Here is a 14129-nt window from a genome sequence, read left to right as displayed (position 1 = left end):
ACTTAAAAGTTTCACTGTAGCGATGTTGTACGGTTTTATGCATAAATAAGAAAATATTATGCAGCAAAAAGGTGACAACCAAATCCCGTATAAGACAGACAAAAGCACAACATGTCAGTGTCTCTGCGGCAAAGAGAGATAGTTTGAAGAGAGAAGAAGTGCAATGAGAGATGATAAAATAGCTATTCTTTTACCCTACCCGCTTAATTATCGTATATTTTTGCGTAAGTTTGTGCCTTGAATAACAATGCCCATCATGGAATATAGATTAAATAAATACATCAGTGCTTCAGGCTTTTGCTCACGTAGAGAAGCAGACAGACTTATTGAAGAAGGACAAGTAACGGTAAACAGAAAGAAAGCCGTCATTGGTCAGCGCGTGCTGCCCGGGCAAAAAGTACGTGTACGTGGCGAGTTGATTGTGAACGAAGTTGAGCCGGTCTATATTGCATTCAACAAACCTGTGGGTGTGGTTACTACTACCGATTTGCAGGAAAAAGACAACATTATAGAGTTTATCAGCCACGAACAGCGAATTTTTCCTATTGGTCGATTAGATAAAGATTCACAAGGGTTGATTCTGCTGACTAATGATGGTGACATTGTGAATAAAATACTCCGTGTAGGCAACAATCATAAGAAGGAATATATCGTAAAGGTAGACAAACCCATTACTAAGGAGTTTCTTACCAAGATGTCACAAGGTGTACCTATTCTGGATAGAGTAACTCGCGGATGCGAAATCGTAGAGATAAACCCTTATACTTTTCAAATATCTCTGGTACAAGGGCTTAACAGACAAATACGCCGCATGTGCGAATACTTTGATTATGAAGTTCTGAAACTGGAACGCATCCAAGTAATGAATATTAAATTGGGCAACTTAGGTCAAGGAAACTGGCGTAACCTTACTGATGCCGAAATGGAAGAGTTATTTGATTTGCTAGAAGAATCAAAAAGCATTGCTAATGCAAAGAAACCTAGCAACAGTAACAAGGCGATGAACAAAGCCTTGCACGAATATGACATCAAAACGGACTATCGCAAGGCAACAAGTGTAGCAAAGCAACCCAAAAAGGCAAACCCCAACAAACCGCGATTTGTTAAACCTGTAGAAGAGGAAGAGCCTGCAAAACCTAAGAAATCCTTTAAAAGACACGCAACCGGTCCGCGTGTAGGAAAATCGAGAGTAAAGACTGGAAAGCCACAAGCCAAACAGCGGGCAGCAGTACAAGGGAAAAAGAAATAAAAACAGCTTCTTATTTGAACCGCGATCTATCTACTTCCTCGTATTGCTTCTCTTCGTAACTGCCAAAACGGTAGCTAAAGGATATTTGAAGCGAACGGTTCTGCTGAATAAAACGATTCACCGTATATTGTCCTTTGAAGTCAATGCGTGGGGTAATGGAAGAAGTATCAAACAAATCCGCCCCTTTTAAGGTAAGTCTTGCTTTATCTTTTAGGAAGCTCCACATCAACGATGCATCCAGATTGCCCGATCGTCCCAAATCATAAATACCCTGAATACTTCCATTCTGATAGAAGCCCGAAACATTTAATGTTATATTGGGTTTGGTGAATAGTTTCAATGAGTTATCCATCACAAGTATGAACGAATAATCGCTCCGGTCAAAAGGAATATCCCAAAAATCTTTGTCTTTTTCGCGAATATAATAGCCTACAACAGTAAATCTTGAATTTAATATATTCTTTACTTTTAAGGGTATAGAGGCTTGTAAACCAAGCTGTTTCTTGTAATCAAAATTAAGATTTTTATAGACTTCAACCAATCTATCGGGACGTTGGTAAGGAACCTGTGTGGAGTAATCGGGTTCATAATTATAGAATGCCGAAAACATGTACTTACTTTTCAGAATATAAGTAAGAGTTGCCTGGTATTCTGAATTGGGTTTCAACTCCGGGTTACCATGAATCTCTGTATACGCGCTTGTATAAGCTATAGCATTATTTACACTCCAAAACGGAGGATATTGTTTGTCGCCCGAGAAAGAGAATTGAAAGATATGCTCGGGAGCGGCATAGTATGATAAATTCAGTGTGGGATAAAACGCCCACTCATCCCAAACCGTGGTCTTATAACGCTCGGCAGCAAAAGAAGCATCCAAGGATAGTTTCTCACCAAAAGTGGTGCTGAATCCGGCAAATACATTAAATGTGTGTTCTTGTTTACGTGCTTGCATGGATTTGTCCGGATCAAACATCCCCGTCTGACTGTCATAGTAATACTGATAGCTATTATCGAGCGTGGTAGTGTAGTTTGCACCATAATTTATGGCCCAGTTATTTTTTAGCGCATGTTCTTGTGTAGCATAAAAGCGCCAACGGTTGATGCGTTGCTTTTCTTCGTAATACACATTTATTTCTTCATTATTCAATAAGCTATGCAAATCCTGAGTACTGGGCGATTGATAAAAAGTAAATTCGCTACCTGCTGTTAGTCCAAAAGAAGAGGTGTAATCCAATTTTAAATTATGCAATTGGTCGTCATAGACATTTCGTACGAAAGACTCTTCGGTACCTGTGGTGGTTCCCTTTCTTCTGCCGTTGTGTATCTCTGTATTGTAAACAAGAGATAGTACGTTCTTCTCGTCGAAGCTGTAGTTCATACCATAGCGAATGGTGTGGGTATTGCCCCACCCTTTGGCTATTTCCGAGTTTTGGATAGGATATGTGATACCATCTACAATATGCCTCGCCTCTTTATTAATACCCGAACGTTGCTTGCCATGATGGTAACCATAGAGTAAATCCGCCGAAAACTTCGATGCTGTGAATTGCAAATTAATTCGTTCCTGATATTGCGCATAGTAATCCTTTACCCAAGAGGTGTAGACTTCTCCTTGTAAATAAGGAGCGGTGGCGCTATAGGTGTTAAGTATAAGGTTTATCATCGGGCCACGTACCTGATAACGTGCAGGGGCAGCAGCCATTACTTCGGCTTTTTCTATGGTAGACACAGGGATGGTTTTCAGCAGATTGATGAGTTGCTCTTCGCTCATTGTAGACACTTTTCCGTCAATAACCACATTTACTTTTTTGCCGAGCAGTGTTAATCCGCTACCCATATCTACAATGCCGGGAAGCTCTTTGATAGCTTCGTACGCATTATCTACAGGTTTACCTTCCATCAGTTGAGGAAGATTGTATATAAGTTTACCTTCTTTGGCTTTTACTATGGGGCGCTCACCTTTTATGAGCACTTCGGGAAGTTCCATGTACAGACTATCCAACGAAAGAGATGTCGTATCATTGTCATTTGATTGCGAAAAAGAATAAGTAGTAGTTACCGCGAATAAAGTTATCAGAATAATAAATCGCTCCATAAATAAGGTTGTTTTTCAATATATCTGCCAAAGCTACAAATTATCTTTGAAAAAACAGGTGTATTTGTTTATTTTTCTTAAATACGTTGTTGCAAAAGGCACTTGATTTCTGTATATAGTTGCTTCTTCACTTCATTGATATCCAATACTTTTCCTAATTCGTTTTGCATAGAAGTTACCCCCTTGTCTATAAATCCACATGGGTTAATGTAACTAAAATAGTGCAGATTAGTGTTTACATTCAAGGCGAGTCCGTGCATGGTTACATAGTGACTGCTTCGCACACCAATAGCACATATTTTTCGAGCTTTATAAGTACCGACATCAAGCCACACACCGGTTGCTTTTTCCATTCTTCCGGCCGTAATGCCATATAAAGCACACACAGCAATAACAGCTTCTTCTAAAAGATGTATGTACTCTTTCAATCCTAAACCATAGGCTTCAAGATCAAGAATGGGGTAACAAACAACCTGTCCCGGCCCATGATAAGTAATATCCCCTCCCCTGTCGATATGATAAAGCGTTGCATCCATCCGTTGCAGTTGCTCCTCGCTGAGCAACATATTGTTTGCTTTTCCGCTTTTACCTAAAGTATACACATGCGGGTGCTCACATATAATAAGGTAATCAGGATGTAGCTTCCCACTTTTCTTGGCTTCAATAACGGAGGTAAACAGTTTTGTCTGCTGTTCCCAAGCTTCGGCATAAGGTATTGTGCCCCAGTCTATATAGGTTTCTTTGGTAGGCATACTTCTTAAGGTATTATAAAAACAGTTTCTAAAGGTAGAGAGTTTTAATTAATCTACATGTAAGATGCCGTTTTTTATTTCTTTATAGAAGCTATGTCATGAATAAATTCTATATTTGTGCGTATAGTTTTATGACTAAATTCTCACTTTTAAAAGAAACTGTTTTATGAAAAAACAATATGTAACTTTGTTTGCAATTCTTGTTTACACAAGCTTGATTTATTCTTCTTGTGGTAACAAATCAGCCACAGGTGCGTTGATATTTGATAAAGTAGAACTCAACGAAGAGACACACATGTTTGGAGATACAGCAAAACCGGGAGCTACACTTGCCATTAAGTTTGCTTATCCTCTAAAGTCAAATGACGAAGTGCTGAAAGACACACTTATTAAAATCTTTGCATCTGCCTGTTTTGAAGATGAACTCTATGTGGGCGAGCCCCAAAATATGATCCGCCTCTATGCTAACAACTACTTTGATACTTACCACAAAGAGTTGGAACCCATGTATCTTGAAGATATTAAAGATAAAGACAATACCGATTATGTAAGGTCATGGTACTCTTATTACAAAGATATAGAGAGCAAAATTCTATTATATAAAGGAGACCTACTGACGTATAGTGTGCATTTCAATGAGTACACAGGTGGGGCACATCCTTCGTATCGCACGATGTTTCTAAATATAGACCTTTCCGAAAAAAAGATATTAGGGTTAACTGATTTTTTCGCAGAAGGCTACGAAGAGATGCTGACCGACTTACTTTGGAACCAGTTAATGTTGGATAAAAATGTAGCTTCACGCGAAGCTTTGAAAGATATGGGTTATGGATTAATGGATGATCTGTTCCCTACCGAAAACTTCTGTTTAGAAGAAGATGGCATGCTGTTCCATTACAATATTTACGAATTTACTCCTTATGTAATGGGTGCGGTAGAAATCAAATTGCCCTACGACGCCATCAAACATTTGATGGTTAGTAATAAAATAATCAGTCAAATAAAGAAATAGACCTCACTTTACCTTTAATGAACATTATTACTAAATACTTCCCTGATTTAACGGAAGAGCAGCGCAAGCAATTTGATGCGTTGGAGAATTTATATACCGATTGGAATAGCAAAATTAATGTAATATCGCGCAAAGACATTGGAAATTTGTACGAACATCATGTGCTTCACTCGCTTGGAATAGCAAAGATTATTAACTTCCGTGCCGGGACAACCGTTATGGATTTAGGAACAGGTGGTGGATTTCCTGGTATTCCACTGGCAATACTTTTTCCCGAAGTAACGTTTCATTTGGTAGATAGCATCGGCAAGAAAGTACGTGTAGCGAATGAAGTTGCAGATGCTATTAATCTGAAGAATGTAACCTTTAGACATGCACGCGCACAAGAAGAGAAAGAAAAATTTGACTTTGTGGTAAGCCGCGCAGTAATGCCACTCACCGATTTGATAAAAATCATTCGCAAAAATATTGCTGTAAAACAAACAAATGCACTTCCAAACGGTCTGATTTGCCTGAAAGGAGGCGAATTGGAGAATGAGACGATGCCTTTTAAGAACAAAACAATTATATATGATCTTAAGGATTCGTTTGAGGAACCTTTCTTCGAAACAAAAAAAGTAGTATACGTTACGATATAATCATATGAAAATAAAGAGATTTGAGTTTAATATGTTCCCTGTAAACTGTTACGTTTTATGGGACGAAACCAAAGAGGCAGTGGTTATTGATGCTGGTTGTTTCTATGACGAAGAGAAACAAACGCTGAAAAATTTCATCATCTCCAACCAACTGACACTGAAACATGTGCTCAATACGCACATGCATTTAGACCATATCTTTGGTAATACATTTATGAAACAAGAGTTTGGACTCTCTCCCGAGGGTAACCAAGCTGATGAATTTTGGATTGAGAAAGCTCCACAACAGTCGCGGTCGTTTGGCTTTGAGCTAAGAGAAGAGTTGATTCTGTTGGGGAAATATTTATGTGACGGCGATTTAGTTACTTTTGGTAACACTACCTTGGAGTCTATTCATGTACCGGGACATTCGCCGGGGAGTTTAGTTTACTATGCTAAGGCAGACAATTGCATTTTCTCGGGCGACGTATTATTTCAAGGCAGCATTGGACGGGCAGATTTAGCTCGCGGTAACTTCGAAGAACTAAAAGACGGAATTTGCAGCCGCCTTTTCACCTTACCTGCCGAGACAATTGTTTATCCAGGACATGGTAATCCAACAACAATTGGTATAGAGAAAGCCGAGAATCCATTTTTTAGATAATCTACCCTATAAAACTAAATATCAATGAAAACAAATCACTTAGCCGAAAGACATATTGGCATCACGGAAGAAGATCAACAGATAATGCTCAAGAAAATAGGTGTTAACTCGTTGGACGAACTAATTCAACGGACAATCCCGGCAAATATTCTGCTGAAAGAACCTTTGAAACTTTCGGAAACACTTACAGAGTCAGCCTTTGCTGCCCATATTGAAGAGATTGCAGCCAAGAACCAATTGTTTACTTCCTATATTGGTTTAGGTTGGTATAATACAATTACACCTTCGGTTATTCAACGAAATGTATTTGAAAACCCCGTTTGGTATACTTCTTACACTCCTTATCAAGCCGAGGTGTCACAAGGACGATTGGAAGCATTGATGAATTTTCAAACAGCAGTAAGCGACTTTACCGGTATGCCCCTTGCTAACTGTTCGCTACTGGATGAAGGAACAGCAGCTGCCGAAGCTGTTAGTATGATGTTTGCGCTACGCACTCGCGAGCAGCAAAAATCAAACGCCAATGTGATATTCATCGACGAGAAAGTATTTACCCATACTATCGCCGTGATTAATACGCGTGCCATTCCACAAGGTATTACTGTCAAAATAGGCAATTACAAAGATCTTGAGTTTACCCCTGACATATATGCTTGCATCATACAGTACCCTAACTCAAATGGAAACATAGAAGATTATCGCACCTTTACCGAAAAGGCGCACGAAGCCAACTGCAAGGTAGCTGTAGCTGCCGATTTAATGAGTTTGGCACTACTTACTCCTCCGGGAGAATGGGGAGCAGATATTGTATTTGGCACAACACAACGTTGGGGTACGCCTTTATTCTATGGTGGTCCTTCGGCAGCCTACTTCGCTGTGCGCGAAGAGTACAAACGTAATATGCCCGGTCGTATTATTGGTTTATCCAAAGATAAATACGGAAAAGCATGTTACCGCATGGCATTGCAAACACGCGAACAGCACATTAAACGCGACAAAGCAACTTCTAATATATGTACCGCACAAGCTTTATTGGCTACCATGGCAGGTTTTTATACAGTATATCATGGTGCGGAAGGAATTAAAGCGATTGCTACGCGTATTCATGAAACAGCAGCTTGCCTGGAAAAAAATATGATTAAACTGGGCTACATACAAGTTAATGAACAGTACTTTGACACACTGCGCTTCGTATTGCCCGAACATATATCGGCCAAAGACATTCGCACTATTGCCTTGAGCAAGGAGGTTAATCTACGCTACTTCGAAAATGGTGATGTAGGTTTAAGTGTGGACGAAACCACAACGCTTGCCAACGTAAATACTTTACTATACATTTTCTGTATAGCTGCCGAGAAAGACGCGATTAAGATTGATAAAATTCCTGCAACCACCACCATTAGAAAAGAGTTTAAACGCCAGAGTAAGTACCTTACGCACGAGGTTTTCCGTAAATACCATACGGAAACCGAACTAATGAGATACATCAAACGCCTGGATAGAAAAGATATTTCATTGGCACATTCCATGATTCCATTAGGGTCGTGTACCATGAAACTAAACGCTGCTTCGGAAATGCTTCCCCTCTCTAACGCTAAGCTAATGGGCATTCATCCCTTAGTACCGGTAGAACAAGCCGAAGGTTATTTGGAGCTTATCAAAAAACTGGGTGAAGAGTTGAAGATAATTACCGGATTTGCCGGCATTAGTTTCCAACCCAACTCGGGAGCAGCAGGAGAATATGCCGGACTACGTGTGATTCGTGCTTATCTTGAAAATATTGGTCAGGGGCATCGTAATAAAATATTAATTCCTTCATCGGCGCATGGAACAAATCCTGCTTCGGCTATACAGGCAGGATACAGTATTGTGATCTGTGCGTGTGATGAGAATGGAAATGTAGATATGAACGATTTACGCGAAAAAGCGGAAGCCAATCGTGAAGACCTTGCTGCTTTGATGATTACCTATCCATCCACACATGGAATTTTCGAAACGGATATTGCTGAGATATGTAACATTATCCACAACTGCGGAGCACAAGTATATATGGATGGTGCCAATATGAATGCACAGGTAGGGCTAACCAATCCGGGATATATCGGTGCCGATGTATGCCACCTCAACCTACATAAAACCTTTGCTTCACCTCATGGTGGTGGCGGGCCGGGTGTTGGACCGATTGGTGTTGCCGAACATCTTGTACCATTCCTGCCGGGGCATACATTCTTTGGGAATCCACAAAACGAAGTTTCTTCGGCTCCCTACGGTAGTGCGGGTATCTTGCCTATTACTTATGGCTATATCCGGATGATGGGTTCGGAAGGATTGGCACAAGCTACACGCATTGCTATTCTTAGTGCCAATTATATGGCAGCTTGTTTGAACGATACATACGGAGTCGTTTACAGAGGTGCAAATGGTTTTGTTGGACATGAACTTATTCTGGAATGTAGAAAGATTCATGAGGAAACCGGTATCTCCGAAACCGACATCGCCAAACGTTTGATGGATTATGGTTACCATGCCCCCACTCTCTCATTCCCTGTGCACGGCACGCTAATGGTAGAGCCTACGGAAAGCGAAAGTTTGGCGGAACTGAACAACTTCATTGACGTAATGTTGAATATTTACCAAGAGATACAAGAAGTGAAGTCAGGAGAAGCGGATAAAGCTGATAATGTGTTGATTAACTCACCACACCCCGAATACGAAGCTATTTCCAGTGATTGGAATCACGGCTATTCGCGCGAAAAGGCTTATTACCCTATTGACTCGGTACGCGAGAATAAGTTCTGGATAAATGTAGCTCGGGTAGACAATACATTGGGCGACAGGAAACTATTGCCAACCCGTTACGGAATACTGGATTAAATACGAGAGAAGAATTTCTGCTTATGGCATTTGCATCAAATGCTATAAGTAGAAAAACTGACTTCATTTTGAGTACGTTTTGACTTCATTTTGAATCAAAACAAAGTCAAAAATGGTTCTTCTTTCACTGCATTTTTAGAAGCATATTTCACCATATACATATTGTAAGAATCAATAAACAAGGGGCGACACTTATTACAAGTGCCACCCCTTTCTGATATCTTTCAAAAATAAAAAATGAGTTCTATTTTCTATTGGCAATGAAAAGTATTACTCCCAATACAATTCCCAGCATAGACGACATCAATACTTGAAACTCTGTAGGAATCAAATACATAATAGTATGTGCCGGAATCCAGAAGAATGGAATTGTTTTCATGAACACGAATTGCCACTGCACTTTCCAATTGAAACTCTGCAGATTATTGCTGTATTGTACCTTGTTGGTAAAGAAACCGCTCAAAGTTCCACCTGTTTGCTTGATGTGCATATCATAAATTGTAAAAACAATCATAAACAACGGCGAAAAGAACACATCCATAAAGAAAGCCATGAAGAATGCGCCTAACAGTTTTAAACCACTAAACTCGGGAGCAAAAATAGCACCATTGAATGTACCTGCATCAAGACCAAATACATAATCTAGAAATACCGGCGTACCTACACCAAAGATACGAATAGCGGCTACAATAGTAAGTCCCAATGTTCCCCATACCAAAGCACGTGGAAATACACCCAACTCTTTATTTACATACACACCTGTTTGAAGGCGCAATCCCAGCATTTCGCCAATGGTTGCCAACAATGCATATTGAATAAAGCCCATAATCATAGCATGATTACCCGACATGTGCATATAGAAATTGTACGCGTCCTTGCTGAAAACAAATGGCAAGAACATAATACATAAAACTAGTATAAAAATAAAATCGCTCTTTTTCATCTTATTTTATTATTAGAAGTTTACAGCAAATACTATGTGAGTGCGCTCCTCGGCAGGGTTGGCTATAAACTTAATAGAGATAGGCAACGAAATTGTTTCGGTAATTTTCACCTTTTTGGCAGCTTCTAAGCCAATGTTTACCAGATTGAAATCATCGGCATACATACCTTCCCATGGGGTGATACCTACTTCGGCGTTGAAATCAATGCCTTTGGCAGTGAAGGGGTACGAAACTTCCAAGTAAGAAGAATAAGCGCGATCACCATTTACTTTGCAGTAATCATCACCGGCAAAGATTGTACTCCACAAAAACTTTATGGGTAATTTTCCGCTGAGTTGGTAAGAAACCGTAGCATCAAACATGTGGTTGGTGCTATGAGCTTTGTAGTCGAAGTAATTAAACTTTTCGCCGGCGGCTTCTACAAAGTAGTCGGCTACCTCAATACGAAACCCTTTGTCTTCATAGCTTAAGAAAAGGTCAACATCTTGCCCGAAATCATTCAGGTTTGTGTTGTTCCATGCCATGAAAGAGAACTTACCCATATCAATTGTCATGTAGGGTTGAAACGAAGCATCGGCACATTTCATACCGCGCCACATAAAAGTGGTTACTAGGTCGGCACCGATTGAAAACTCTTGAGCTGCTAAGCGAATAGGTTGCATTACGACTAAACCTAAAAGAATGATTGTCGTGATTTTTTTCATTTTGTTATACACTGTTAATTAAAGAGCGCAAAGATAGTGTATAATTAAGAAATAGTGAATATTTTTTCGGAAAAATAGCTTAATCGGCTCTAGCGCTTTACTATACCAATCTTCGCGTTCAGTTTAAAGAACCAAACTCCATTCTCTTTTTCCAAGTATCCATACTTATCTTTTTCTGTGCTTCCTTTCTCAAAGCGGGTGTTGAAGAATAAGAAATCATCAAACACTTGTTTTTGCGATTTATGATATAACACCACTCCACCATCTCCATTTATTAATAGTAATCCTTCTACCGCTGAATCTTCTCCATTGTAAATTTTCGCCGGACGCATGCCAAGCGTCAGCGCCGAAAGGAATTGTTTCATTTTGTGTTCGTAAAAGAGATGCTTATTAATCAATTCGTCTTTAATCTTCAAAGGGTTAAGCTGTTTGATAGCCTCAGTCAATTCGCTCACACGCGTAATGTCATCCAGATAGAGAATGCGCAACATCTCTGCCAGCATACGCGGAAAGTGCAGGTCAATCATCAGCAGGTTACTACGGAATACTTTGTCGGCAACATCGGAGTATTTCAATACTCCACCATTGGTTTCGATAGCCAATATACGTTCGGCTACACCATTAGCAGATTCTATGGCATTTATTTTATTGACTAACGGATTAGGAAACTTCACTCCTACCTGTTCAAATTTCAGGTTGGCAGTTCTGCCCCCATCCAAGATAGGATTCATTCGCCCCATGCGCGAACGAATAGTAACTCCCGTCAGCGGTGCGTCAATATGGAAAAAGGCAATGGAAAGATCTGTGCGGTCTTCTGTCTTTGCCTGCAAATCATAGATATTGAGTTTATCCAAGAAAGTTTCCACCACATCGGGCGAGGGCACCTCATCTTCTTTCGACTCTTTTATGGTGCTGAGTATCAAATCGGCTATTTTCCCAAAATACTCGCGAGGAACCACTAAACTGATATTCTCTCCTTTGATGGTTATATTGTCTTCATTAATGATGTAGTTACGTTTGCCATCGTGCTCATCGCGTACTATTTGTGCAATACTCCAAGCGGCAGCACTTTCGTTTGCTTTTCCTTGTTTTGTACCCACTTGTACACTGCCCTCACTTAATAAACGAAAAAAAGTATATAGTTCACTCCATTCTTGTTTTGTTGCTTCAAATGCCATTATCTTATTCTATTTAATTACTTGTTTATCTTATTTTTCTAAAATTCGCCCTGTTTCTACCTTTTCTAGTCTTGCCCGTAGCTTTGGCATTAATGATTGGCGAATGCGCAGCGTCATTTCACAATCCATATCAAAGAATTGCCGGATTATCTCCGGCTCCTCTTCTTTCACAATGCGCATCACATCGTTCATAAAAGGGTATTCAAACGCCACGGTAATTTCTTCGTCCACTGTTTTCTCAATAACTTCGGCAGCGGCAATTGCTTCGGCGGAGGCGGCTTTGTAGGCTACAATAAGTCCGCTTGTACCCAGTTTTATTCCACCAAAGTATCGAATTACCACTACGAGTATATCCGTCAGCTCGTTAGAGTTAATCTGTCCTAAAATAGGTTTCCCCGCTGTGCCCGACGGTTCTCCATTATCATTCGCTCTGAAGGTTTCACGCTCTGCCCCCAACATATACGCATAGCACACATGTCGGGCATCGTAATACTTCTTCTGATAGAAATCGATATGTTCTTTTATTTCTTCCACAGTACGCACCGGAATGGCGAATGCCAAAAATTTGCTACGCTTTTCGGTGAAAATGGCTTCAGAAAGGTCGGATATGGTTTTGTAGGTATCGTTGGCCATAATTAGAATCGTTTTCTACATGCAAAGGTAAGAGTTTATATCAAAAACAATGGGTTTCCGTAAATGAATAACCATTCTTTACGAAAACCCATTCTTTTAGATTGGGGTTATATTACCACGCCCAATCATCAATAGAATACGAACTTTCTACTACATTTTCTATATCATCAGGAAGATTACAGAAGAAATCAATACCTGTAAAACTTTCCAATTCATCAATACTAACTACATATTCTTGCATTTCTGCTGCAGTAGGTTTTTTAGGCAGCCCTTCTTTGTGCTCAACAAGGAAAGCGATGGCTTTATATTCGCCATTTTTATCGGCCAAAACAGCAGTAAAATAATACTGTGGACAAGCCAACCCTTTGATAGTAAATCCGTTTTCATCAGTCGTAGGATATTTACCATCAGCTCCAGCTACATTACTTGTAAAGTTTTTAAGTAGATGATTCATTGTACCGCCTTTGGTAACATATACTTTATCATAAGTATTAGGTATAGCACGTCCCCACAAACGAACCTGATTTTCGATTGCTACCCAAAAGTTCTGATTGAAGGAAGCCAATTGTGGTGACATATTGCTAAAATAAAAAGTTTGCTTATTAGCATCTACCGACCACACACGATCTTCAGAAGCGCAGATATGTCCACGGTCAAAACCATCATTCGTATGGTTAGCGTTTGAAGTCCGCATACTTTCCGGCAACAACGGGTCAACATCCCATGCATCAGTACGTTTTGTAACATCTTTACAGGTAAGTTCATCGAAAGAAAAAGCTACCCATTCAGTATGATTCATTGTCGCATTCCACTCATAAGCAAAATTCAGCACTTTACTACCACTCACAGTCAGGTCATGAGCCACAAAAGTATTCGATGTATTTATATGTGGCATTTCCCAATTCGTGGCATAATCAACGAGTAAAGTATTAGCGTTTATATTGGGACGTGTAGTGATTTCCTCTGAAACAAGATACTCAATGCCAACATTATTGCCCTCTACATAACCCACACGAAACTTAATGTAGCGATAAGCCACCAAGTCGCCATAGCGAACCCAGTATGCAATACCCGGAACGATCGAAGCTTTTTCTTGCCAATTACCATCCTTAGGAATGGTGGTCATTTCGTCCAAACGTTTTTCCGGAGCCACTATAAAGCGGTAAGCTTTTCCATAAAATTCTTTATCCTTGATATAGAAAGGAGTAGCAAAACCAGTTGGTTTCAATACGCTAAATCCTTCGGAGGGATTGTTGTAACCCTTCAATACCATAGTTGTTGTACCATCTTGTGTGATTTCGATATAACCATTAGGCAGTTTGGGGTCTTCGCCACAAGCCACAAGACTCATTATTAAGAGTCCAAGAATGAGCGTTAAACTATTAAATTTCTTCATATGTATATGAT

General features: G+C 39.9%; 12 protein-coding genes. 5 read left to right on the top strand and 7 right to left on the bottom strand.

Annotated elements, in window-relative coordinates:
• The first annotated feature begins 256 nt into the window (after positions 1-256).
• The gene (gene rluF, locus D0T50_RS07940) at positions 257-1249 is read left to right on the top strand and encodes a 23S rRNA pseudouridine(2604) synthase RluF (RefSeq protein WP_163222986.1); all 993 of its coding nucleotides are present in this window, start codon (positions 257-259) and stop codon (positions 1247-1249) included.
• A 10-nt stretch (positions 1250-1259) separates the two neighbouring features.
• On the opposite strand, the gene D0T50_RS07935 is transcribed toward rluF, so the two are convergent.
• Both D0T50_RS07935 and lipB read right to left on the bottom strand, forming a co-directional pair.
• The gene (locus tag D0T50_RS07935; protein WP_163222985.1) at positions 1260-3344 is read right to left on the bottom strand and encodes an outer membrane beta-barrel family protein; all 2085 of its coding nucleotides are present in this window, start codon (positions 3342-3344) and stop codon (positions 1260-1262) included.
• Positions 3345-3421: 77 nt separating this feature from the next.
• On the bottom strand, positions 3422-4096 hold the full coding sequence (lipB, locus tag D0T50_RS07930) for a lipoyl(octanoyl) transferase LipB (protein WP_163222984.1): 675 nt from the start codon (positions 4094-4096) through the stop codon (positions 3422-3424).
• 166 nt (positions 4097-4262) lie between these two features.
• Here lipB and D0T50_RS07925 point away from each other — a divergent pair, with 166 nt between their 5' ends.
• Genes D0T50_RS07925 through gcvP form a run of 4 tightly spaced genes read left to right on the top strand, consistent with a single transcriptional unit; the run spans position 4263 to position 9263 of the window.
• Positions 4263-5108 (top strand): DUF3298 and DUF4163 domain-containing protein, encoded by an 846-nt coding sequence (locus D0T50_RS07925; RefSeq protein ID WP_163222983.1) that lies wholly within the window; start codon positions 4263-4265, stop codon positions 5106-5108.
• A 17-nt stretch (positions 5109-5125) separates the two neighbouring features.
• On the top strand, positions 5126-5746 hold the full coding sequence (gene rsmG / locus D0T50_RS07920; RefSeq protein WP_163222982.1) for a 16S rRNA (guanine(527)-N(7))-methyltransferase RsmG: 621 nt from the start codon (positions 5126-5128) through the stop codon (positions 5744-5746).
• A 4-nt stretch (positions 5747-5750) separates the two neighbouring features.
• On the top strand, positions 5751-6389 hold the full coding sequence (locus D0T50_RS07915) for an MBL fold metallo-hydrolase (protein WP_163222981.1): 639 nt from the start codon (positions 5751-5753) through the stop codon (positions 6387-6389).
• Between the two features lie 24 nt (positions 6390-6413).
• The gene (gene gcvP / locus D0T50_RS07910) at positions 6414-9263 is read left to right on the top strand and encodes an aminomethyl-transferring glycine dehydrogenase (RefSeq protein ID WP_163222980.1); all 2850 of its coding nucleotides are present in this window, start codon (positions 6414-6416) and stop codon (positions 9261-9263) included.
• Positions 9264-9507: 244 nt separating this feature from the next.
• Here the strand turns inward: gcvP and D0T50_RS07905 are convergent, their stop codons facing one another.
• The 5 genes from D0T50_RS07905 to D0T50_RS13980 all read right to left on the bottom strand — a co-directional run bounded on the left by D0T50_RS07905 (position 9508) and on the right by D0T50_RS13980 (position 13617).
• Positions 9508-10206: a hypothetical protein gene (locus tag D0T50_RS07905; RefSeq protein WP_163222979.1), complete on the bottom strand. Its 699-nt coding sequence runs from the start codon at positions 10204-10206 to the stop codon at positions 9508-9510.
• Positions 10207-10218: 12 nt separating this feature from the next.
• Positions 10219-10911, bottom strand: coding sequence for a hypothetical protein (locus tag D0T50_RS07900; RefSeq protein WP_163222978.1), 693 nt, complete (start codon positions 10909-10911; stop codon positions 10219-10221).
• Between the two features lie 89 nt (positions 10912-11000).
• Entirely contained in the window at positions 11001-12089 is a 1089-nt protein-coding gene (locus D0T50_RS07895) for an HpaII family restriction endonuclease (protein ID WP_163222977.1), read from the bottom strand.
• A gap of 30 nt (positions 12090-12119) precedes the next feature.
• Positions 12120-12725 carry a YigZ family protein gene (locus tag D0T50_RS07890; RefSeq protein ID WP_370520896.1) on the bottom strand — a complete coding sequence of 202 codons (606 nt, stop codon included), beginning with the start codon at positions 12723-12725 and terminating at the stop codon, positions 12120-12122.
• A 109-nt stretch (positions 12726-12834) separates the two neighbouring features.
• Positions 12835-13617, bottom strand: a complete 783-nt coding sequence (locus tag D0T50_RS13980; RefSeq protein ID WP_370520895.1) for a DNA/RNA non-specific endonuclease — start codon at positions 13615-13617, stop codon at positions 12835-12837.
• Between the last annotated feature and the right edge of the window lie 512 nt (positions 13618-14129).

This window comes from Bacteroides sp. 214, assembly GCF_010501015.1.
Lineage (GTDB): Bacteria > Bacteroidota > Bacteroidia > Bacteroidales > Bacteroidaceae > Bacteroides.
Note: the sequence above shows the minus strand (reverse complement) of the source record. Positions and strands in the feature narration are given on the sequence as shown.

Coding starts and splice junctions, on each gene's coding strand:
- rluF (WP_163222986.1), top strand. CDS start 257: ATGGAATATAGATTAAATAAATACATCAGTGCTTCAGGCTTTTGCTCA.
- D0T50_RS07935 (WP_163222985.1), bottom strand. CDS start 3,344: ATGGAGCGATTTATTATTCTGATAACTTTATTCGCGGTAACTACTACT.
- lipB (WP_163222984.1), bottom strand. CDS start 4,096: ATGCCTACCAAAGAAACCTATATAGACTGGGGCACAATACCTTATGCC.
- D0T50_RS07925 (WP_163222983.1), top strand. CDS start 4,263: ATGAAAAAACAATATGTAACTTTGTTTGCAATTCTTGTTTACACAAGC.
- rsmG (WP_163222982.1), top strand. CDS start 5,126: ATGAACATTATTACTAAATACTTCCCTGATTTAACGGAAGAGCAGCGC.
- D0T50_RS07915 (WP_163222981.1), top strand. CDS start 5,751: ATGAAAATAAAGAGATTTGAGTTTAATATGTTCCCTGTAAACTGTTAC.
- gcvP (WP_163222980.1), top strand. CDS start 6,414: ATGAAAACAAATCACTTAGCCGAAAGACATATTGGCATCACGGAAGAA.
- D0T50_RS07905 (WP_163222979.1), bottom strand. CDS start 10,206: ATGAAAAAGAGCGATTTTATTTTTATACTAGTTTTATGTATTATGTTC.
- D0T50_RS07900 (WP_163222978.1), bottom strand. CDS start 10,911: ATGAAAAAAATCACGACAATCATTCTTTTAGGTTTAGTCGTAATGCAA.
- D0T50_RS07895 (WP_163222977.1), bottom strand. CDS start 12,089: ATGGCATTTGAAGCAACAAAACAAGAATGGAGTGAACTATATACTTTT.
- D0T50_RS13980 (WP_370520895.1), bottom strand. CDS start 13,617: ATGCCACATATAAATACATCGAATACTTTTGTGGCTCATGACCTGACT.